Source organism: Kitasatospora sp. NPDC096077, assembly GCF_040303245.1.
Taxonomy (GTDB): Bacteria; Actinomycetota; Actinomycetes; order Streptomycetales; family Streptomycetaceae; genus Kitasatospora.
On the sequence record NZ_JBEOSV010000028.1, the window covers coordinates 1 to 21,083 of the forward strand.

At 72.6% G+C, this 21,083-nt stretch carries 13 protein-coding genes, 1 tRNA gene, 1 pseudogene and 1 riboswitch; of the genes and pseudogenes, 12 read left to right on the forward strand and 3 right to left on the reverse strand.

The features are described 5' to 3' along the window. The first annotated feature begins 147 nt into the window (after positions 1–147). The 4 genes from ABTZ03_RS23525 (at position 148) to ABTZ03_RS23540 (ending at position 8,214) form a co-directional block, all read left to right on the forward strand. Complete coding sequence (locus ABTZ03_RS23525; protein ID WP_350515023.1) at positions 148–1,119, forward strand: SUKH-4 family immunity protein; 972 nt, start codon at positions 148–150, stop codon at positions 1,117–1,119. Positions 1,120–1,384: 265 nt separating this feature from the next. Beyond that, complete coding sequence (locus ABTZ03_RS23530; protein WP_350515024.1) at positions 1,385–2,791, forward strand: DUF4047 domain-containing protein; 1,407 nt, start codon at positions 1,385–1,387, stop codon at positions 2,789–2,791. A gap of 633 nt (positions 2,792–3,424) precedes the next feature. Then, positions 3,425–7,054: a transcription-repair coupling factor gene (gene mfd, locus ABTZ03_RS23535; RefSeq protein WP_350515025.1), complete on the forward strand. Its 3,630-nt coding sequence runs from the start codon at positions 3,425–3,427 to the stop codon at positions 7,052–7,054. Between the two features lie 122 nt (positions 7,055–7,176). Beyond that, on the forward strand, positions 7,177–8,214 hold the full coding sequence (locus ABTZ03_RS23540; protein WP_350515026.1) for a nucleoside triphosphate pyrophosphohydrolase: 1,038 nt from the start codon (positions 7,177–7,179) through the stop codon (positions 8,212–8,214). A 30-nt stretch (positions 8,215–8,244) separates the two neighbouring features. Here the strand turns inward: ABTZ03_RS23540 and ABTZ03_RS23545 are convergent, their stop codons facing one another. After that, positions 8,245–8,670 carry an SDR family NAD(P)-dependent oxidoreductase gene (locus tag ABTZ03_RS23545; protein ID WP_350515027.1) on the reverse strand — a complete coding sequence of 142 codons (426 nt, stop codon included), beginning with the start codon at positions 8,668–8,670 and terminating at the stop codon, positions 8,245–8,247. A gap of 278 nt (positions 8,671–8,948) precedes the next feature. On the opposite strand from ABTZ03_RS23545, the gene ABTZ03_RS23550 reads away from it, so the two are divergent. From ABTZ03_RS23550 to ABTZ03_RS23580, 7 genes and pseudogenes are all read left to right on the forward strand, one after another. Beyond that, a complete protein-coding gene (locus ABTZ03_RS23550; RefSeq protein ID WP_350515028.1) occupies positions 8,949–10,250 on the forward strand; it encodes a cytochrome P450 family protein in 1,302 nt (433 codons plus the stop codon). A gap of 210 nt (positions 10,251–10,460) precedes the next feature. Next, positions 10,461–10,629: riboswitch (cyclic di-AMP (ydaO/yuaA leader) on the forward strand. Between the two features lie 4 nt (positions 10,630–10,633). After that, positions 10,634–11,521 carry a transglycosylase family protein gene (locus tag ABTZ03_RS23555; protein ID WP_350515029.1) on the forward strand — a complete coding sequence of 296 codons (888 nt, stop codon included), beginning with the start codon at positions 10,634–10,636 and terminating at the stop codon, positions 11,519–11,521. Positions 11,522–11,774: 253 nt separating this feature from the next. Then, positions 11,775–13,061, forward strand: coding sequence for a phosphopyruvate hydratase (gene eno, locus ABTZ03_RS23560; RefSeq protein ID WP_350515030.1), 1,287 nt, complete (start codon positions 11,775–11,777; stop codon positions 13,059–13,061). 123 nt (positions 13,062–13,184) lie between these two features. After that, positions 13,185–13,691, forward strand: coding sequence for an FtsB family cell division protein (locus ABTZ03_RS23565; protein WP_350515031.1), 507 nt, complete (start codon positions 13,185–13,187; stop codon positions 13,689–13,691). Beyond that, positions 13,663–14,202 (forward strand): annotated as a pseudogene (locus tag ABTZ03_RS23570) (DUF501 domain-containing protein); the annotation flags it as partial. The gene ABTZ03_RS23565 and the pseudogene ABTZ03_RS23570, both read left to right, overlap by 29 nt. 149 nt (positions 14,203–14,351) lie before the next feature. After that, the gene (locus ABTZ03_RS23575) at positions 14,352–15,287 is read left to right on the forward strand and encodes a Ppx/GppA phosphatase family protein (RefSeq protein ID WP_350515109.1); all 936 of its coding nucleotides are present in this window, start codon (positions 14,352–14,354) and stop codon (positions 15,285–15,287) included. A 428-nt stretch (positions 15,288–15,715) separates the two neighbouring features. After that, a complete protein-coding gene (locus ABTZ03_RS23580; protein WP_350515032.1) occupies positions 15,716–17,083 on the forward strand; it encodes an NAD(P)/FAD-dependent oxidoreductase in 1,368 nt (455 codons plus the stop codon). A gap of 226 nt (positions 17,084–17,309) precedes the next feature. Here the strand turns inward: ABTZ03_RS23580 and ABTZ03_RS23585 are convergent, their stop codons facing one another. Beyond that, positions 17,310–19,871 carry an ABC transporter permease gene (locus tag ABTZ03_RS23585; protein ID WP_350515033.1) on the reverse strand — a complete coding sequence of 854 codons (2,562 nt, stop codon included), beginning with the start codon at positions 19,869–19,871 and terminating at the stop codon, positions 17,310–17,312. 45 nt (positions 19,872–19,916) lie between these two features. After that, complete coding sequence (locus ABTZ03_RS23590) at positions 19,917–20,690, reverse strand: ABC transporter ATP-binding protein (RefSeq protein WP_350515034.1); 774 nt, start codon at positions 20,688–20,690, stop codon at positions 19,917–19,919. Between the two features lie 294 nt (positions 20,691–20,984). On the opposite strand from ABTZ03_RS23590, the gene ABTZ03_RS23595 reads away from it, so the two are divergent. Then, positions 20,985–21,066: transfer RNA gene (locus ABTZ03_RS23595), tRNA-Leu, on the forward strand. Positions 21,067–21,083 lie beyond the last annotated feature (17 nt).

A 21,083-nucleotide genomic window follows, 5' to 3' on the forward strand; every position in this document is an offset into this window, starting at 1 on the left:
TCCGACCAGAGCTTGGTGTGCACCTGCTGGCCGACCCTGATCAGGTAGCCGATCGCCCGCTGGGCGTCCAGTATCGGCCGGGCGCCCGGTGTGGTCCCGCCGGTCCAGGTCACCGGTCCGCCGCCGGGCGCGCCGGTGCCGCCCGGGGTGCCCGCGGTCGGCCCGGGCTACTTCGCCGCGCTCAGCTACCGGGGCCCGGACGGCTCGGAGCAGAAGCTGCTGCACCGCAGCGAGCCCGGCACCCCGCACCCGGAGTGGAAGATCCTCCAGGACCTGCGCCGGCTGAACGTGCCCCCGGAGCAGGTGCTGGAGCTCTACACCGAGCTGGAGTCCTGCGACCTGCCCGGCGGCTACTGCAACCGCATGATCGCGGCCTCCTGGCCGAACGTGCGGCTGACCCACACCGCCCCGTACGGCCGCGACCACGCCTCCCGGCAGGCCGGGATGGCCGAGCTGCTCGACCACCTGGACGAGCTGCACCAGCAGGCCGCCGGCGCCCAGCGGGTCCGCCCGTTCCGGGCCCCGCTGCCCGCGCCGGGCACGGTCCAGCCGCTGCCCCCGCTGCCGCCCCAGCAGCTCGCCCAGGAGCTCGGGACGGCCTTCGGGCAGAACCTGTTCCGCTACGAGCAGCGCGCGGTCTCCCGCCAGGGCGTGCCCGAGCCGGTGTCCCAGACCCTGATGTGGGCCGGGCTGCCGCGCGACTTCGGGCCGTTCTTCTGGGCCCAGGCGCAGGAGGGCCGGCCGATCCCGACGCTCGCCGAGCTGGCCGCCGAGCGCGGCCTGCCCGCGGGCCCGGACTTCGGCGGCTACCTGGTGCTCGGCAACGACTACGGCCGTCAGCTGTGCGTCCAGTACGGCACCGCGAACGTGGTCGCCGTGGACGTCGACGGAACCGGCCAGCCGCCCCGCTTCGTCAACACGGGTGTACCGGAGTTCGTCCGCGCGCTGGCCCTGCTGGGCCGGATGTGGCGGCTCCGGTACGGGCTGACCCCGGAGCAGGCCGGTCGCTGGACGACCGACTTCCAGGCCCAGCTCGCCGCGATCGACCCGGCGGCCCTGCAGACCACGGACACTTGGTGGGCCGTGCTGCTGGAGCAGTTCTGGGACGGTCTGCTGTAGCGGACCGTCGCGGATCCTCGCAGGTGGAGGGGTCGTTCCCGGTGTCCGGAACGACCCCTCCGGCATGTCCCGGAAGCTGTGCCTCGTTGGGGTTTCGTCCGGATCTGCGCAAAATAGGTCAAGAGGATGGGTCTACTCGTCCGGTCCTCGACGTATTCCGGTCCACAGGACGACCGAATCCGGCCCCGGCCACCGAACCGGTTCCGGATCCGGCCGTTCCGTCCGATCATGGGCTCCGCAGCCCGCGAAACGAGGGGAAGAGCCCATGAGCGACGCCGTCCCCCAGTACGGCTTCACCCAGGCCCGGCGCGGCTACGCGCCCGAGCAGGTCGACCGGGCGCTGGTCGCCCTGACCGCGCAACGCGACGAGGCCTGGGAACGGCTGAGCGTCCTGGGAGCCGGGATCCGGCAGATGGAGACCCGGCTGGAGGTCATCCGCCGCGCCGCCGACGAGGCCCCGGAGCCCGACTACCAGGTGCTCAGCGAGCAGGCCGCCGGGCTGGCCGTGATGGCGCAGAACGAGGCCCGCGCGGTGAAGGAGAAGGCCGAGCGCTTCGCCGAGGACCTCCGGGACGAGGTGTACGAGGCCGGGCAGGAGGCGGACAAGGCCGCCAAGGAGTACGGCGCCACCACCCGCTCCGAGGCCGACGCGGCCGCCCGCCGCACCGACGAGCGCACCCGCGCCGAGGCCGAGGGGCTCCGCGCCGAGGCCGACCGGGAGAGCCGGACCGCCCGGGACGGCGCCACCGCCTACGCCGCCAAGGTGCGGGTGGCCGCCGCCGAGGCCAGCGAGCAGGCCGAGGCCGAGCTGGCCGCCAAGCGGCGCAAGGCCGACGAGACCTTCGCCGAGGCCCAGGCCGCGGCCGACGCCGAGGACGCCGAGGTCTCCGCGACCGCCGAGCGCCGGGTCAAGGAGGCCGAGCAGCACCGGGAGGGTGTGCTGGGCCGGATCAAGCAGCTGGAGACCGACGCCCAGGCCAAGGCCGACCAGGTGATCGAGCAGGCCCGCCGGGAGGCCGAGAAGATCAACGCGGAGAGCGAGCGCGAGCAGCGCGCCTTCGACGCCCGGCTGGAGACGGTGCAGCAGCACCTGGACCACATCAAGGCGACCCTGGCCTCGCTCACCGGGGCGGCGGTCGGGCAGCTGGAGCCCGAGAAGCTCGTGGCCGCGGCTGCCGCGGCGGCCGCGGTGGTGGACGACGTGCCGGTGGCCGGGGTGTCGGCGGCCGACGTGGCGCCGGTGGACTCGGAGGCGGACACCGGGGAGATCCCGCTGCCGGACCTGGGCGAGGACTCGGCGACGGCCGGCGCCGCGGCCGGTGCGAGGAGCGCCGCCGGGGCCGTCGGCGGGCCGGAGAAGTCGACGGGCGTCCTGCGGCAGCCCGTGGTCGGCGGTGCGGTGGCGCTGTCCAAGGCCGCCGCCGGTCCGGTGGTGACCGGCCCGGTCACCCCGGGCACCCCGGCCGCGGCGCCGCCGAAGCCGCCCGCGCCGCCGGTGGCGCCCGCGCCGCCCGTGTCGTCCGCGCCGCCCGTGTCGTCCGCGCGGGACGGGGCGGCGCCGGGGGTCGGCGCGCCCGGCGCCGAGGAGACCCGGATCATTCCGAAGATCATCATCGTGGACGACGGCGCCGGCTACGAGCCGCCCAACACGGTGGCCTACCGCCGCCGCTAGCCGCCCGCGCGTTCGAAGGCCCTGACCGCCCCCTGGGAGGCGGTCAGGGCCTTTTCGCGCCGCGGCGCCGGGCGGGGACGGGCCGGAAGGGCCCGTGAACGCATGAGGCCGAGACCCGTGGCGCCCTCCAGGAAAGGGCGCCACGGTTCCCGGCGCTTGGGCGGGCGCCCCCACCCAGGGTCGCCCGGCCTCGCACCTCCGACCCCCATCGGGGGTGCGACAGTGCCGCCACAGCCATCCCCCACGGTTGGGTGCGGCGGGCACATTCACCATGGTGCGCGATCTCCATGGACGGCCAGTGACAGGAGTATGTCCAGTTCGTGGCAGATGGTGAAGTCCGGTCGGGGCGGTGTTCCGGCTGGTTCGTCCACCGGTCGGTCCGGCGTTCCGTCCAGTGGTTCGTCTGCGGTCGTGTCCCTGACAGCACGGCGGGTGGGGGCGCCGGTTCGTCCCCGTGCGGTCCACCGCCCCGGCGGCGCGGTGCCGCCCGGCCCGTACGCCGCGTGGCTGTCCGTGCCGCGGCGTAGGCTGGAGACCCCCGGCCGCTCGGCGTGCCGGGCCGTTCGCGTTGCCCCGGCGGGCTTTCCGCCGCCCGGAGGCAGCATCAGTCACGGGACGAAGAAGAGACCTCAGATGAGCCTGACCGGACTGCTCGATGTCGTCGCGCGGGACGCGGCGCTCGCCGAGGCGATCGAGGCGGCCACCGCCACCGGAGCCGCGGCCGGCGGCCGCCGCCACCTGGACCTGGTCGGGCCGCCCGCCGCCCGGCCGTTCGCGATCGCCGCGCTGGCCCGCGCGCTGGCCGGGCAGGCCGCCGGCGACCGGGGCCGCCCGGTGCTGGCCGTCACCGCGACCGGGCGGGAGGCCGAGGACCTGGCCGCCTCGCTGCGCTCGCTGCTGCCCCCCGACGCGGTCGCCGAGTACCCGGCCTGGGAGACCCTGCCGCACGAGCGGCTGTCGCCCCGGTCGGACACCGTCGGCCGTCGGCTGGCCGTGCTGCGCCGGATCGTGCACCCGCGGGCGGACGACCCGGCGGCCGGGCCGGTGCAGGTGATCGTCGCCCCGGTCCGTTCGGTGCTCCAGCCGCAGGTCAAGGGGCTGGCCGAGCTGGAGCCGGTGGCCGTTCGGCGCGGGGAGTCGCACGATCTGGAGGAGGTGGCCCGCCGGCTCGCCGCGGCCGCCTACGCGCGGGTCGAACTGGTCGAGAAGCGCGGCGAGTTCGCCGTCCGCGGCGGCATCCTGGACGTCTTCCCGCCGACCGAGGAGCACCCGCTGCGGGTGGAGTTCTGGGGCGACGAGGTCGAGGAGATCCGCTACTTCAAGGTGGCCGACCAGCGTTCGCTGGAGATCGCCGAGCACGGCCTGTGGGCGCCGCCCTGCCGGGAGCTGCTGCTGACCGACGAGGTGCGCGCCCGGGCCGCCGAACTGGCCGCCGAGCAGCCCGGGTTGGCCGAGATCCTGGACCGGATCGCCGAGGGCATCGCGGTCGAGGGCATGGAGTCGCTGGCACCGGTGCTGGTGGACGACATGGAACTGCTGATGGACGTGCTGCCGCTCGGCTCGGTCGCGGTGGTCTGCGACCCGGAGCGGGTGCGGACCCGGGCCGCCGACCTGGTGGCGACCAGCCAGGAGTTCCTGCACGCCTCCTGGGTCGCCGCGGCCGCCGGCGGCGACCGCCCGATCGACCTGGAGGCCATCGACGTCTCCGCCGCCTCGCTGCGCTCGCTCGCCGAGGTGCGCGAGCACGCCGACGAGATCGGGCTGCCCTGGTGGTCGGTCAGCCCGTTCGCGACCAGCGAGTCGACGGTCGACGGCATCCTGGAGTTCGACGCCAACACGCTGACCCTCGGCATGCACGCCGTCGAGGCGTACCGGGGCGACACCGCCCGGGCGATCGCCGACGCCGAGGAGCGGCTGGCGGCGGACTGGCGGGTCGTCATGGTGACGGAGGGCCACGGCCCGGCCTCCCGGCTGGCCGAGGTGCTCGGCAACGAGGGCATCCCGGCCCGGCTGGTCGCCGACCTCGCCGAGGCGCCCACCCGGGACGTCGTCCACGTCTCCTGCGGCTCGATCGAGCACGGCTTCGTGGACGAGCGGCTGAAGCTCACCGTGATCACCGAGACCGACCTCTCCGGCCAGAAGTCCTCCACCAAGGACATGCGCCGGATGCCGTCCCGGCGCCGCAACGCGATCGACCCGCTGGCCCTGGCGGCCGGCGACTTCGTGGTGCACGAGGCGCACGGCGTCGGCCGGTACGTCGAGATGGTGCAGCGCACCGTCCAGGGCGCCACCCGCGAGTACCTGGTGCTGGAGTACGCCCCCGCCAAGCGCGGCCACCCCGGCGACCGGCTGTTCGTGCCGACCGACCAGCTGGACCAGGTCACCAAGTACGTCGGCGGCGAGGCCCCGACCCTGCACCGGCTCGGCGGCGCGGACTGGGCCAAGACCAAGCAGCGGGCCAAGAAGGCGGTCAAGGAGATCGCCGCCGACCTGATCAAGCTCTACTCGGCCCGGATGGCCGCGCCCGGGCACACCTTCGGCCCGGACACCCCGTGGCAGCGCGAGCTGGAGGACGCCTTCCCGTACGCGGAGACGCCGGACCAGCTGACCACCATCGCCGAGGTCAAGTCGGACATGGAGAAGTCCGTCCCGATGGACCGGCTGATCTGCGGCGACGTCGGCTACGGCAAGACCGAGATCGCCGTGCGGGCCGCGTTCAAGGCAGTGCAGGACGGCAAGCAGGTCGCCGTGCTGGTGCCGACCACGCTGCTGGTGCAGCAGCACTTCTCGACCTTCGCCGAGCGCTACGCCAACTTCCCGGTCAACGTGAAGGCGCTGTCCCGGTTCCAGACCGACAGCGAGGCCAAGGCCGTGCTGGAGGGGCTGTTCGAGGGCTCGGTGGACGTCGTCATCGGCACCCACCGGCTGTTCTCCTCCGAGACCAGGTTCAAGGACCTCGGCCTGGTCATCGTCGACGAGGAGCAGCGCTTCGGCGTCGAGCACAAGGAGCAGCTGAAGAAGCTGCGGGCCAACGTGGACGTGCTCACCATGTCCGCGACGCCGATCCCGCGCACCCTGGAGATGGCGGTCACCGGTATCCGCGAGATGTCCACCATCACCACCCCGCCGGAGGAGCGGCACCCGGTGCTGACCTTCGTCGGACCGTACGACGAGAAGCAGATCTCGGCCGCGATCCGGCGTGAACTCCTGCGCGAGGGCCAGGTGTTCTACATCCACAACCGGGTGGAGTCGATCGACAAGGCGGCCGCCCGGCTGAAGGACCTGGTGCCCGAGGCGAGGATCGCCACCGCGCACGGGCAGATGGGGGAGACCCAGCTGGAGAAGGTCGTCGTCGACTTCTGGGAGAAGGAGTTCGACGTCCTGGTGTCGACCACGATCGTGGAGTCCGGCATCGACATCTCCAACGCCAACACCCTGATCGTCGAGCGCGGCGACACCTTCGGCCTGTCCCAGCTGCACCAGCTGCGCGGCCGGGTCGGGCGCGGCCGCGAGCGCGGCTACGCGTACATGCTGTACCCGCCGGAGAAGCCGCTCACCGAGACCGCGCACGAGCGCCTGGCCACCATCGCCCAGCACACCGAGATGGGCGCCGGCATGTACGTCGCGATGAAGGACCTGGAGATCCGCGGCGCCGGCAACCTGCTCGGCGGCGAGCAGTCCGGGCACATCGCGGGCGTCGGCTTCGACCTCTACATGCGGATGGTCGGCGAGGCGGTGGCCGAGTTCCGCGAGTCGCTGGCCAACGGCGGCGAGCCGGAGGAGGAGCCGCTGGAGGTGAAGATCGAGCTGCCGGTGGACGCCCACGTGCCGCACGACTACGCGCCCGGCGAGCGGCTGCGGCTGCAGGCCTACCGTTCGATCGCGGCGGTCAACTCGGAGGAGGACATCCAGCAGGTCCGGGACGAACTCACCGACCGCTACGGGAAGCTGCCCGATCCGGTGGAGAACCTGCTGATGGTCGCCGCACTGCGGCTCTACGCCCGGCGGTGCGGGATCGCGGACATCACCCTCCAGGGCTCGAACGTCCGCTTCGGCCCGGTGGAGCTGCGCGAGTCCCAGCAGCTGCGGCTGAACCGGCTCTACCCGCGCAGCCAGGTCAAGGCGGCGGCCCAGCAGTTGCTGGTGCCGCGGCCCAGCACCGGCCGGATCGGCGGCAAGCCGCTGGTCGGACGCGAGCTGCTGACCTGGTGCACCGAGTTCCTGTCGGCGATGTTCGACGACCTGGCGGGGTCGAGGAGGTAACGCCGGCCGCCGGCACCGGCCGGCACCCGCCCCGCGGCGGCCACGGGCCCGGCCCGTGGCCGCCGTTCGCGTGCGGGGCACCGGCACGGGCCGGGCGCGCCCGGGGCGGGTAGGTTCGAGGGGTGACGACGAACGCTGTGCCGACGAACCCTCCGGGCGCGAAGCTGATCCTCCTGACCACCACCCACCGGGTGGCCCCCGGGCTGCTGGCGTGGCCGGCCTGGGAGGCGCTGCGGTCGGCCGGGCGGGTGCTGGTGGGCGAGGAGGGGCATCCGCAGGTGGCGGCCGTGCGGCAGGCCGGGGTGGCCGTCGAGGTGGTGGCGGCCGGGTCGGCGCCGGCACTGGCGCGGCTGCTGACCGGGCAGCCGGCCGGGGCGGGGCCGACGGTGTGGCTGGGCGGCCCGGACGGGGACCCGGGGCTGACCGACGCGCTGGCCCGCCTCGCGGTGGAGCACGCCGGGGAGGTGCCGGAGATCGAGGTGCTGCCGGGCTCGTACGACCTGCCCGGGGCGCGGCTGCTGGACCTGGCCTCGGTGATGGACCGGCTGCGCTCGCCCGGCGGCTGCCCGTGGGACGCCGAGCAGACCCACGAGAGCCTGGTGAAGTACCTGGTCGAGGAGGCCTACGAGCTGGTCGAGGCGATCGAGCAGGGGGACCGGGACGCGCTGCGCGAGGAGTTGGGCGACGTCCTGTTCCAGGTCCTGTTCCACGCCCGGATCGCCGAGGAGCACCCGACCGATCCGTTCACCGTCGACGACGTGGCCGGGGACATGGTCGAGAAGCTGCTCTACCGGCACCCGCACGTGTTCGGGGACGTCGAGGTGGCGGGCGCCGCCGAGGCGGAGGCCAACTGGGAGCAGCTGAAGGCGGCCGAGAAGGCGGACCGGGAGTCCGTCCTGGACGGCGTCCCGGCCGGGCTGCCGGCGCTGGCGTACGCGGCGAAGCTGGTGTCCCGGGTCCGCCGGGCGGGCTTCGCCGGGGTGCCGGACGAGCCGTACGTCCTGCCGGCGGAGCTGACCGGGGAGTCGGCGGGCCGGCTGCTGCTGGCCGTCGCGCAGCGGGCGCACGACGCCGGGGTGGATGTGGACGCGGCGCTGCGCTCGGCCGCGCGCGGCTACCGGGACGCGGTGCGCGCGGCCGAGGGGCTCAAGCCGGAGTAGCCGGCCCGGCTCGGGCCGGACGGGAGCGGCTCAGGCCGCCGTGGCGGTCCGGCCGACCGGCTGCCGCTGCGGCGGGACGAGCTCGCCGATCGCCTCGCCGACCAGGGCGACCAGTTCGGCGAGCCGCTCCAGGTCGAGGTGGTCGGGCAGCTCGGCGAGGGAGACGATCCGCTCCCCGCGCGGGCCGGCGACGCAGAAGAGGTCGATCGGCCCGAGGTGCTTCTCGGCGGTGTCGACCAGGGCGGCGACGTCGCTGGGCCGGCGGATGTCGCCGCAGACGCCCACCACGGGGCAGCCCGGCCGGTCGAGTTCGGCGGCGAGGTCCTCCGCGATCCCGACGTGCTGGTCGGCGATCAGCATCCCGGCGGCGCCGGCCGCGGTGAACCGACGGGCGAGGTCGGCTCCCGAACCGCCGTCGAGTACCGCGATGACGACGACTGCTCCGCTGACCCGCATGGCCTGCTCCTCCCTGTGGGCGACACCGCACCGGCGCCCACGCATACTGCGGAGGATCGTAGGCACGTCCTGACCCTCCGCAACAGGGATTACCCCGCAGGTGACCAGGCTCACGCCTGCCACCCGGCCAAGAGCTGTCCAAGGGCTGTCCACGGACCGTCCACGGGGCGTCCACGGAGGGTTGGCACACTGCTCGCGCGCCGCTCACGAACGGTTCGCGAACCGGTGACGTTCCGCCGGTCGCCGGGCGCCGCCGGTCCAGCGGTTACGGTCGACCCATGCCAGCTCAGCCCGATGCCGCCCAGTCCGCCGCCCAGCCCGACCCCCAGCTCTTCACCTGGGAGTTCGCCGCCGACCCGTACCCCGCCTACGCCTGGCTGCGCGAGCACGCCCCGGTGCACCGCACCACGCTGCCGAGCGGGGTGGAGGCCTGGCTGGTGACCAGGTACGCGGACGCCCGGCAGGCGCTCGCGGACGGCCGGCTGTCGAAGAACCCGGCGCACCACAGCGAGCAGGCGCACCGCACCGGCCGGGTGGGCATCCCGGGCGAGCGGCAGGCCGACCTGATGACCCACCTGCTGAACATCGACCCGCCGGACCACACCCGGCTGCGCCGGCTGGTGTCGAAGGCGTTCACCCCGCGCCGGGTGGCCGAGTTCGAGCCGCGGGTGCAGCAGTTGACCGACCGGCTGATCGACGGCTTCGCGCAGCGCGGATCGGCCGACCTGATCCACGAGTTCGCCTTCCCGCTCCCCATCTACGCGATCTGCGACATGCTGGGCGTGCCGGCCGAGGACCAGGACGACTTCCGCGACTGGGCGGGCATGATGATCCGACACGGCGGCGGCCAACGCGGCGGCGTGGGCCGGGCGGTGAAGAAGATGCGGGCGTACCTGTTGGAGCTGATCCACCGCAAGCGGGCGGACCTCGGCGACGACCTGATCTCCGGCCTGATCCGGGCGAGCGACCACGGCGAGCACCTGAGCGAGAACGAGGCCGCGGCGATGGCCTTCATCCTGCTGTTCGCCGGGTTCGAGACCACCGTCAACCTGATCGGCAACGGGACGTACGCGCTGCTGCGCAACCCCGGGCAGCGGGCGCTGCTGCAGGAGTCGGTGGCCCGCGGCGAGACCGCGCTGCTGGAGACCGGGATCGAGGAACTCCTGCGCTACGACGGGCCGGTGGAGCTGGCGACCTGGCGGTTCGCGACCCGGCCGCTGACCATCGGCGGGGTGGACATCCCGGTCGGCGACCCGGTGCTGGTGGTGCTGGCCGCGGCGGACCGCGACCCGGCCCGGTTCTCCGACGAGAACACCCTGGACCTGGCCCGGACCGACAATCCCCACCTGGGTTTCGGGCACGGCATCCACTACTGCATCGGTGCCCCGCTGGCCCGGCTCGAAGGACGGTCCGCGCTGGCCACGCTGCTTTCCCGGCTGCCCGATCTGCGCCTGGCCGAAAGCCCGGAGAACCTGCGCTGGCGCGGTGGCCTGATCATGCGTGGATTGCGTGAACTTCCGGTCGAATTCAGTCCGGAAGTGCGTTCGCCGCACGCCCGTCCGGAGGCTCCGACACACTGACGCGGGGTCGCGAACGGCCCCTCGGCGACGGTATGAACACCCATCAAACCGGACAAAGCCCCGCCGTCCGTAGGCGATCGAACACGCGCCGTAATTCTTGTGTGATGTCGGCGATATGAGCTTGTGATTGATCTGAGGATCTGTCTAGTCTCCCTGGAGTTCGCAGCTGCGGACCCCGAACGCGGAACGCCGAGTCCTGCCCGCCGCGCCACGGGAAACCGACCAGAACCCTGGGCAGGGGCGGGGGAACCAGGTTTGTTGCCGTTCTCCCACGGCTCGGGGTGAAGCCGCCCACGCGGGACCGTTCCCGCACCCGGCGGCCGGGCCACCTCCCGGTCCGAACCCGACAGCTCACCTCGCAGGCGTGCGGAGAGGGACCCTTCATGCTGCTCGTTGGATCTGGCCGTCACCGTCGTCGCACCCAGGCCGAGAAGGCCATCGCCGTCGCGGGTGTGGCCGGCGTCGGACTCGCGCTGCCGCTCCTCACCGCCACCGGCGCGTCCGCCGCCCCGGCCTCCGCCTGGGACTCCGTCGCCCAGTGCGAGAGCGGCGGCGACTGGGGCATCAACACCGGCAACGGCTTCTACGGCGGCCTGCAGTTCACCTCCAGCACCTGGAAGGCGTACGGCGGCACCGCGTACGCGGCGCAGGCCAACCAGGCCAGCCGGGCGCAGCAGATCTCGGTCGCCGAGAAGGTGCTCGCCTCGCAGGGCCCGGGCGCCTGGCCGGTCTGCTCCAAGAAGGCGGGGCTGAGCAAGGGCGGCGCCCCGGCGGCCGTGGACACCTCCTCGGACGCCAAGCCGCAGTCCGCCCAGCAGCAGTCCACCCCGAAGCAGCAGGCCCCCAAGACCCAGGCTCCCAAGACCCAGGCCCCCAAGCCCGCCGCGAAGCCCGCCCCGCAGCAGGACGACGCCAAGCCGGCCGCCCCGCAGCTGGCCAAGCCGCAGCTGCAGGGCTTCCCGGGCAAGGCCGGCTGGGACGCCGACTCGAAGGTGTACTGGTACCAGAACGGCGGCTCCTGGTACTGGACCAGCCACCAGAGCGTCTACCAGCAGTACGCCCCGCAGGCCGCCGCCCAGTCGCAGCAGGCCCCGCAGGCCGCCGCCCAGGGCGGTCACGACTACACCGTCCGCGCCGGCGACACGCTGTCGACCATCGCCGCCGCCCAGGGCGTGTCCGGCGGCTGGCAGGCGGTCTACGACGGCAACCGCGGCACGGTCGGCGGCAACCCGAACCTGATCATGCCCGGCCAGGTCCTGCACCTCGGCTGAGCCGTCCCCGGACGCATTCCGAGGGGGTCGCGCCCGGCGCGGCCCCCTTCGTCCGCATTCGCCCGCTCCGGCCGGACCGGCTGGGACGAGCAGGTGAACTACCGGTGGGTAGCGGGGCCACACGCTGAGACGGAGCCGAGGTCGAGGTGGCCCCGGGAGCCCGGGCGGTTAGGCTCTGGTCGTAACGACTCCGCAATCATCCGGCCGACCGCACCACCGTGGGCCGGACCCTGCTTCCGCAAGGAGATGCTTCGTGCCGTCCATCGATGTCGTCGTAGCCCGCGAAATCCTCGACTCCCGCGGCAACCCCACGGTCGAGGTCGAGGTCGGCCTCGACGACGGCAGCACGGGTCGTGCCGCTGTGCCGTCGGGTGCCTCGACCGGCGCCTTCGAGGCGCTGGAGCTGCGCGACGGTGACAAGAACCGCTACTTCGGCAAGGGCGTGGAGAAGGCCGTCCTGGCCGTCATCGAGCAGATCGGCCCGGAGCTGGTCGGCTACGACGCGACCGAGCAGCGCCTGATCGACCAGGCCATGCTCGACCTGGACGCCACCCCGGACAAGTCCTCGCTCGGCGCCAACGCCATCCTGGGCGTCTCGCTGGCCGTCGCGCACGCCGCCTCCGAGGCCAGCGACCTGCCGCTGTTCCGCTACCTGGGCGGCCCGAACGCCCACGTCCTGCCGGTCCCGATGATGAACATCCTCAACGGCGGCTCGCACGCGGACTCCAACGTCGACATCCAGGAGTTCATGATCGCCCCGATCGGCGCGGAGTCCTTCTCCGAGGCCGTCCGCTGGGGCGTCGAGGTCTACCACACCCTCAAGGGCGTGCTGAAGGAGCGCGGCCTGTCCACCGGCCTCGGTGACGAGGGCGGCTTCGCGCCGAACCTGGACAGCAACCGCGAGGCCCTGGACCTCATCACCGAGGCCATCCAGAAGGCCGGTTACGTGCCCGGCCGCGACATCGCGCTCGCCCTGGACGTCGCCGCCTCCGAGTTCTACCAGGACGGCGCCTACCAGTTCGAGGGCAAGGCCCTCACGGCCGCCGAGCTCATCGAGTACTACGCCGAGCTGGTCGCCGCCTACCCGCTGGTCTCCATCGAGGACCCGCTGGACGAGTCGGACTGGGACGGCTGGAAGGCCATGACCGTCAAGCTGGGCGACAAGGTCCAGCTGGTCGGCGACGACCTGTTCGTCACCAACCCGGCCCGCCTGGCCAAGGGCATCGAGACCGGCACCGCCAACGCCCTGCTGGTGAAGGTGAACCAGATCGGCTCGCTGACGGAGACCCTGGACGCCGTCGAGCTGGCCCAGCGCAACGGCTACCGCTGCATGATGTCGCACCGCTCCGGCGAGACCGAGGACGTCACCATCGCCGACCTGGCCGTCGCCACCAACTGCGGCCAGATCAAGACCGGTGCCCCGGCCCGCTCCGAGCGCGTCGCCAAGTACAACCAGCTGCTGCGCATCGAGGAGATCCTCGACGACGCCGCCGAGTACGCCGGCCGCGGCGCCTTCCCGCGCTTCAAGTACGAGGCCTGAGCCTCCGAGGCCGGAAACCGTGGGGCCGAAGGTCCCCGGTAGCGCAAGCCTGACCGGTGCCCCGCCGCACACCCCGTAGGGTGTCCGGCGGGGCACCGTCGCGACCAGGAGGGGAAACGGGAGATGGCTGGCTGGAGGATCCCGGGCTTGGCGGCCCGGCCCCGGTTCACGAGCCGGGCGACCGTCCTCGTCCTGGTGCTCTGCTCACTGGTCGCGATCCTGGCGTACCCGACGCGGCAGTTCATCTCCCAGCGCGCCGAGATCTCCGCCCAGCGGGCGAAGGCCGACCACTCGCGCCAGCAGGTCGAGCAGCTGCGCCGGGACCGGGCCCGCTGGCAGGATCCGGAGTACGTCAAGGCGCAGGCCCGCGCCCGGCTGCACTACGCGGTGCCGGGGGAGACCCCGTACATCGCGGTGGACCCGTCCGGCGCGGCCGCCAAGCCCTCGGCCCCGGCCGGCTCGGCCACCCCCTCCGCCGAGGCGGCGGGCGGCCAGGCGAAGGCCGCGAAGCCCTGGTACACCAGCGTCTGGGACTCGGTGGACGCCGCCGACACCGTCGCGCTGGCCCCCGCCACCCCCCGTCCGCTCCCCCCGTCCCCCGTTGGAGACCCCACCCCCCATGACCACTGAGAACCACCCCACCGTCTCCGACGCCGACGTCGCGGCCATCGCCGCCCAGCTCGGCCGGGTGCCGCGCGGCCTGCGCGGTGTGGCGCACCGCTGCCCCTGCGGCAACCCGGACGTCGTGGAGACGGCCCCCCGGCTGCCGGACGGCACGCCGTTCCCGACGCTGTACTACCTGACCTGCCCCAAGGCCGCCTCGCTGATCGGCACCCTGGAGGCGGACGGCGTGATGAAGGACCAGACCGCGCGCCTCGCCGAGGACCCGGAGCTGGCCGCCGCCTACCAGAAGGCGCACGAGGACTACATCGCCCGGCGCGACGCGATCGAGGTGCTGGAGGGCTTCCCGAGCGCCGGCGGCATGCCGGACCGGGTGAAGTGCCTGCACGTGCTGGTCGGCCACTCGCTGGCGGCCGGCGAGGGCGTCAACCCGCTCGGCGACGAGGCGATCGGCATGCTGGAGGACTGGTGGGCCAAGGGCCCGTGCGTCTCCCCGGCCGAGGTCGAGGCGGCCGGTGAGCGGGTCCTGCGCAACCGGGTCAAGGAGCAGGACCACGAGGCCGTGATCGCGGCCAAGCAGCAGAAGACCGCCGAGCGGGCCGCCAAGAAGCGCGCCACCGAGGCCGCGGACCGGGACGCCGGCGCAGCGGAGCAGGAGTCCGAGTGAGCATGACCCGCGTGGCCGCGATCGACTGCGGCACCAACTCGATCCGACTGCTGGTCGCCGACCTGGACCCGGAGACGGGCGAGATCACCGACCTCGACCGCCGGATGATCGTCAACCGGCTGGGCCAGGGCGTGGACCGCACCGGCCGGCTGCACCCGGACGCGCTGGAGCGCACCTTCGCGGCCTGCCGGGAGTACCGGGAGGTCATCGACGGCTTCGGCGTCGGCCCGGAGCGCACCCGCTTCGTCGCCACCAGCGCCTCCCGGGACGCCGAGAACAGCGACGAGTACGTCAAGGGCGTGCGGGACATCCTGGGCGTCGAGCCGGAGGTGGTGAGCGGCGAGGAGGAGGCGCACCTGTCCTTCGTCGGCGCCACCAAGGAGCTGACCGGCGGGCAGTTCCCGGCCCCCTACCTGGTCTTCGACCTGGGCGGCGGCTCCACCGAGTTCGTGCTCGGCGCGGCGGACGTGCAGGCGGCCCGCTCGGTGGACATCGGCTGCGTGCGGCTGACCGAGCGGCACTTCGGCGGGGCCGAGCTGCCCTCCGCGGAGCAGATCGCGCAGGCCCGGGCGCATGTGCGGGCCGAGCTGGACAAGGCCGAGGAGGCCGTCCCGCTGACCGGCGCGGCCACCCTGGTGGGCCTGGCGGGCACGGTCACCACGGTGTCCGCGATCGCCCTGGGCCTTCCGGTCTACGACCCGATGACGGTGCACCACTCCCGGATCAGCCGCGAGCGGGTCGCGGAGATCGCCGCCGAGCTGCTGGCCGCCACCCACGCCGAGCGCGCGGCCATCCCGGCGGTCCACCCGGGCCGGGTGGACGTGATCGCGGCCGGCGCGCTGGAGCTGCTGGAGATCATGGACCGCACCGGCGCCGCCGAGGTGGTCGTGAGTGAGCACGACATCCTGGACGGCATCGCCTGGAGTACGGCCTCCTGAGCCGCTCCGGGACTTACCTAACCGGCCCCGGTACCCCTTCCCGGGGGCCGGGGCCGGGGCGCGCCCGGGTGCGTGGCGGAAAGTTCGTGAATTTCTTCACATGGCGATCCGGCCATTCGTCGCACCCCGTGGCCCACTACGCCCGAATTGTGAGACCGAAGGCCCGCCCGGCGCACGGCCCGCTGGATCGCAGGTCAGGCCTCGGCTGAGGTTTGAAAATCGAAATCACGAGCGGGAACCCGGGCGCTGTACGGATCGTTGCTGCTCAGCCGGGTGGTGCTCCGGCGCACGTTCACGAGGGACCGTCGGGGCCCGTGAGCCGGTGCGTCCGTGCCGTTTTTGTGGGCGCGGAGTATAGCACGGGGTGTCCAGCAACTTGTGACCGGGCTCACGAAGGCTGCTCCGGACGGTGCTGGATACTTTCGGATATGAGCACCACGGAGCGTCCTCGCATCCTCATTGTCGGCGGTGGTTACGTCGGCCTGTATGCCGCGATGCGCATCCTCAAGAAGATGCGCTACGGCGAAGCGACCGTCACGGTCGTGGACCCGCGGTCGTACATGACGTACCTGCCCTTCCTCCCCGAGGCGGCCGGCGGCAACGTCGCGCCTCGCAACCTCGTCGCGCCGCTGCGCAAGACCCTCAAGCAGGCGGAGGTGCTGACCGGGTCCGTCACCGGCATCGACCACGCCCGCAAGGTCGCGACCATCCAGCCGGCGGCCGGCGACAGCTATGAGCTGCCCTTCGAGTACCTGGTCGTCGCGACCGGCTCGGTCTCCCGCACCTTCCCGATCCCGGGTCTGGCGGAGAACGGCATCGGCATGAAGACGGTCGAGGAGGCCATCGGCCTCCGGAACCACGTCATGGCCCAGCTCGACAAGGCCGAGTCCACCACCGACCCGGAGATCCGCCGCAAGGCCCTGACCTTCGTCGTCATCGGTGGCGGCTTCGCCGGCATCGAGACGGTCGCCGAGGTCGAGGACATGGCGCGCGACGCCGCGAAGCTGTACAAGACGGTCAGCCGCGACGACATGCGCTTCGTCGTGGTCGAGGCCGCCAACCGCATCCTCCCCGAGATGGGCCCGGACCTCGGTCTGTGGACCAAGGAGAAGCTGGAGGAGCGGAAGATCGAGGTCTACATCGAGACCTCGATGGACTCCTGCATCGACGGCCACGTCATGCTGAAGAACGGCATGGAGATGGACGCCGCCACCATCGTGTGGACGGCCGGCGTGAAGCCGAACCCGGTGCTGGCCAACTTCGGCCTGCCGCTGGGCCCGCGCGGCCACGTCGACACCGCTCCGACCCTCCAGGTCCAGGGCTTCGACTACGTCTGGTCGGCCGGCGACAACGCCCAGGTGCCGGACCTCGCCGCCGGCGAGGGCGCCTGGTGCCCGCCGAACGCCCAGCACGCCTGCCGCCAGGCCGTCGTCCTCGGTGACAACGTGATCTCCGGCATGCGGGGCTTCCCGCAGAAGGAGTACAAGCACAAGAACCTGGGTGCGGTCGCCGGTCTCGGCCTGCACAAGGGCGTGGCGATCCTCTTCGGCAAGTACAAGCTGAAGGGCCGTCCGGCCTGGTGGTTCCACCGCCTGTACCACGGCGCGATGGTCCCGACCTTCAACCGCAAGGTCCGCGTCTTCACCGACTGGACCCTCGCGATGTTCCTGAAGCGCGAGGCGGTGGGCCTCTCCCAGATGGAGAACCCGCAGCTTCCGATCCAGGAGGTCACGCCGCCCACCAAGCCCGTCGAGGCCGCCAAGCCGGCCGCCGACAAGGAGCTCGCCAGCAAGTAAGCGACTGGACCCCGGTGTGGGAGCGCCGGGGTATGAGTCGGAGGCCCTCCGCCCGGCAGTGTCGCCGGACCACGACCTCCGTGGTGCTCAGCCGGCCGTGCGACCGGGCGGAGTACAGCAGTTGAGGAGCCCCTGCCGATCCTTCGGCAGGGGCTCCCGCTGTGTTCCGGACGCCGCCGCCCCCGGCCGCGGGTGCGACCGGGGGCGGCGGCGGACGAACGGTCCGTCAGTCGGTCTTGATGCTCGACAGGATGTCCAGCCCGGCCGCCCGGCGGGCCGGCCAGATCGCGGCCACCAGGCCGACCAGCCCGGCCAGGCCCAGGAACAGCGCCAGCTGGCCGTACGGCAGGACGGTGGTCAGCCCGGTCAGGCTGGACTTCAGCGTCCCGTTGATCGCCCAGGCGATGAAGCAGCCGAGCAGCAGGCCGATCCCGGCGCCGAAGAGCGAGATCACCACCGACTCCAGCCGGACCATCCGCTTGATCCCCCGGCGGTCCAGGCCGATCGCCCGCAGCATCCCGATCTCGCGCTTGCGCTCGAAGACCGACATCGCCAGCGTGTTGACCACGCCCAGGACCGCGACCAGCACGGACATCGCCAGCATGCCGTACATGATGTTCAGCACGTTGGTGATGGTCTGGCTGAAGTCGTCCCGGACCTCCTGCTTGGACTTCACCTCGATCACCGGGTTGGCGCCGGTGGCGTCCTTGAGGGCCTGCTTGAGGCCCGCGGTGGCGCCGTCCTTGCCCTTGACCAGGACGTCGGCGGTGTACGGCTTCGACTCGTGCTTGGCGATCTCGCTGTTGGCCAGCAGGACCGAGCCGAGCATGCCGCCCTTCTCGTACACGCCGCCGACGGTGAGCCGGCCGGTGGACTTGTCCGGGTAGGTCACGGTCATCGTCGAGCCGGTGCCGACCCCGGACTTGGTGGCGACGTCCTGGGAGACCAGCAGCTGGCCCTGGCCGAGCGCCGCGGCCGAACCGCTGGTCAGCTTGACGTCGAGGAGCTGCTCGAAGCCGTCCGGGTTCAGGCCGTTGATCTCCTGGCGGGTGTCGTTGAGCTTCCAGCCGGCGGCGGTGGTCACCGGGGAGGAGGCCGCCACGCCCGGGGTCTTGGCGATCTGCTCGGACACCTGCGGGGACAGGCTCATGCCGTTGGCGACCGAGACGATGTAGTCGGCCTTCATCGAACTGGTGACGGCCCGGTCGACGGTGGCGCCGACCGAGGTGCCGATCACCGTCAGGCCGCTGACCAGGGTCAGGCCGATGGTGAGAGCGGCGGCGGTGGCCGCGGTGCGGCGCGGGTTGCGGACCGCGTTCTGCTGGGCGAGCTTGCCGGGCGTGCCGCCGAGGCCGCGCAGCAGCGGGCCGGCCAGCGCGACCACCGGGCGGGAGAGCAGCGGCAGCAGGACGAACACGCCGATCAGGGCCAGGAAGGCGCCCGCGCCCACCGGCAGCCGGCCGGAGTCGTTGCCGGTGGAGGCGCCGTAGCCGATCAGGGCCAGGCCGCCGGCCGCGAACAGCGCGCCGATCGTGTTGCGGACCATCAGGCTCTTCTGGCTGGCCGGCTGGTCGCCGCTGCTCATCGCGGCCACCGGGGCGATCCGGGCGGCGCGCACGGCCGGCAGCAGGGCCGACAGGACCGTCACCAGGACGCCGACCACCAGGGTCACCACGATGGTGGCCGGTGCGATCACCAGCGAGCCGGTCGGCATGTTCTCGTTCATCGCGCCCATCAGCGACCGCATGCCGGCGCCGATCCCGATGCCGGCCAGCAGACCGGCCACCGCGGAGGCGGCGCCGATCAGCAGCGCCTCGACCAGCACCGACCGGGTGACCTGCTTGCGGCTGGCACCGATCGCGCGCAGCAGCGCCAGCTCCTTGGTGCGCTGGGCGACCAGCATGGTGAAGGTGTTGGCGATGATGAAGATGCCGACGAACAGCGAGATGCCGGCGAAGACCAGCAGCACGATGCGCAGGTTGTCGGTGCCCTTGGCGATCATGGCCTGATCGTCGGCCTTCAGCTTGGCGCCGGTCTCGACGTCGAACCGGCCGCCGGTCGGCAGCTTGGGCTGGACCTGGGCGAGCAGCGCGTCCTCGGAGGTGCCGGGCTTGGCGGTGAGCACCACGCTGCTGTACTGGCCCGGCTCCAGCAGGATCTGCTGGGCGGTGGCCCGGTCGAACAGGGTGAGGGTGCCGCCGCTGTTGACCACCGGGTCGTCGGTGGTGAAGACGCCGGTGAGCTTCGCCTCGATCACCGGGCCGTTGGCGGCCACCCGGACGGTGTCGCCGACCTTGTAGCCCGCCTTGTCGGCCGTCCTGCGGTCGAGGGCGACCTCCTTGGCGTTCTTCGGGCCCTGGCCCTCGGCCATCGGGTAGCGGGCGTCCTTGCCGTCCTGGCCCGGTGCGAAGTTGACGCCCCGGGCGGACCAGACCTGGCCGATCAGGTTGCCCTGGCGGTCGGCGACCCCGGTGAAGCCGCTGACCACGCCGCGGGCGCCGGCGGCGCCGGGCAGGGCGGCCAGCTGCTGGACGGTGGCGTCGGTGAGCGGGGCGGAGGCGTCCTCGCCCTTCTGCCGGGCGGAGGCCGCGGAGCCGGCCGCGCGGTCCACCACCTGGACCGAGACGTCCGAGTAGCTCGTGGAGTTGCTGTCCCGCATGGCCTTGCCGATGGTGTCGGAGAAGACCATGGTGCCGGCGACGAACGCCGTGCCGAGCATGACGGCCAGCGCCGTCATCAGCAGTCGGCCCTTGTGGGCCAGCACGTTGCGCAGTGCGGTGCGATACATGAGGTGTCCTGGGAGGTTCGAGGGCGTCGGGCGGGCGGCCGGGTGTCAGCTGGTGCGGCCCTTGGCCTCGAAGCGGCGCATGCGGTCCAGGACGGTGTCGGCGGTGGGGTTGTGGAGCTCGTCGACGATGCGGCCGTCGGCGAGGAAGACGACGCGGTCGGCGTAGGAGGCGGCGACGGGGTCGTGGGTGACCATGACGACGGTCTGGCCGAGTTCGCGCACGGAGTTGCGCAGGAAGGAGAGGATCTCGGCGCCGGAGCGGGAGTCGAGGTTGCCGGTGGGCTCGTCGGCGAAGACGATGTCGGGCTTGCTCGCGAGGGCGCGGGCGCAGGCGACGCGCTGCTGCTGGCCGCCGGAGAGCTGGGAGGGGCGGTGGCTGAGGCGGCCGGAGAGGCCGACGGTGTCGACGACGCGGTCGAGCCAGGCCTGGTCGGCCTTGCGGCCGGCGATGTCCATCGGGAGGGTGATGTTCTCCAGGGCGGTCAGGGTGGGGAGCAGGTTGAAGGCCTGGAATATGAAGCCGATGTGGTCGCGGCGCAGCTGGGTGAGCTGCTTGTCCTTGAGGCCGACGAGTTCGGTGTCGCCGATGGTGGTGGAGCCGGAGGAGACGGTGTCCAGGCCGGCCATGCAGTGCATGAGGGTGGACTTGCCGGAGCCGGAGGGGCCCATGATGGCGGTGAACTCGCCCTGCGGGAAGGTGACGCTGACGTTGTCGAGGGCGACGACCCGGGTCTCCCCCTCCCCGTAGACCTTGTTCAGGCCGGTGGCGCGGGCGGCCGCCAGGCCGGTACGGACGGCGGTTGCGGTCGACGTGGTCACGGGGAGCTCCTTGCGGGTTCGCGGATTCGTGATTCCATGCTCCGTGACGTGATCATGGTTCTGCGTCGCTCCGCCGGACGGTTGGCCCGACCACCGCAGGGCGTACGGGAGGTGCGGGACCCTCCTCCTGCGGTATGACGGAACCCTGAGGGTGACGCCGTGGCCGGAATCACCGTGCTTCGTGGCCGAATTGCGAACTGTTCGTCAGATGGCAAGGAAACATGACAACTTCCCGGGCTGGGAACATGCGAAAGAGTGATCCGGGCGACTACTCTCAGGGGTGGTTCGCAGGACGCCCGGATGGTGGAACGCAGACACGGGCAGCTTAAAACTGCTTGGCCGCGAGGCCGTGCCGGTTCGAGTCCGGCTCCGGGCACCGCATCGACCCGCGGG

Excerpts from the sequence above, each read along its gene's own strand:
- ABTZ03_RS23530 (WP_350515024.1), top strand. The coding sequence starts at position 1,385 with ATGAGCGACGCCGTCCCCCAGTACGGCTTCACCCAGGCCCGGCGCGGC.
- mfd (WP_350515025.1), top strand. The coding sequence starts at position 3,425 with ATGAGCCTGACCGGACTGCTCGATGTCGTCGCGCGGGACGCGGCGCTC.
- ABTZ03_RS23545 (WP_350515027.1), bottom strand. The coding sequence starts at position 8,670 with ATGCGGGTCAGCGGAGCAGTCGTCGTCATCGCGGTACTCGACGGCGGT.
- ABTZ03_RS23550 (WP_350515028.1), top strand. The coding sequence starts at position 8,949 with ATGCCAGCTCAGCCCGATGCCGCCCAGTCCGCCGCCCAGCCCGACCCC.
- ABTZ03_RS23555 (WP_350515029.1), top strand. The coding sequence starts at position 10,634 with ATGCTGCTCGTTGGATCTGGCCGTCACCGTCGTCGCACCCAGGCCGAG.
- ABTZ03_RS23565 (WP_350515031.1), top strand. The coding sequence starts at position 13,185 with ATGGCTGGCTGGAGGATCCCGGGCTTGGCGGCCCGGCCCCGGTTCACG.
- ABTZ03_RS23575 (WP_350515109.1), top strand. The coding sequence starts at position 14,352 with ATGACCCGCGTGGCCGCGATCGACTGCGGCACCAACTCGATCCGACTG.
- ABTZ03_RS23580 (WP_350515032.1), top strand. The coding sequence starts at position 15,716 with ATGAGCACCACGGAGCGTCCTCGCATCCTCATTGTCGGCGGTGGTTAC.
- ABTZ03_RS23585 (WP_350515033.1), bottom strand. The coding sequence starts at position 19,871 with ATGTATCGCACCGCACTGCGCAACGTGCTGGCCCACAAGGGCCGACTG.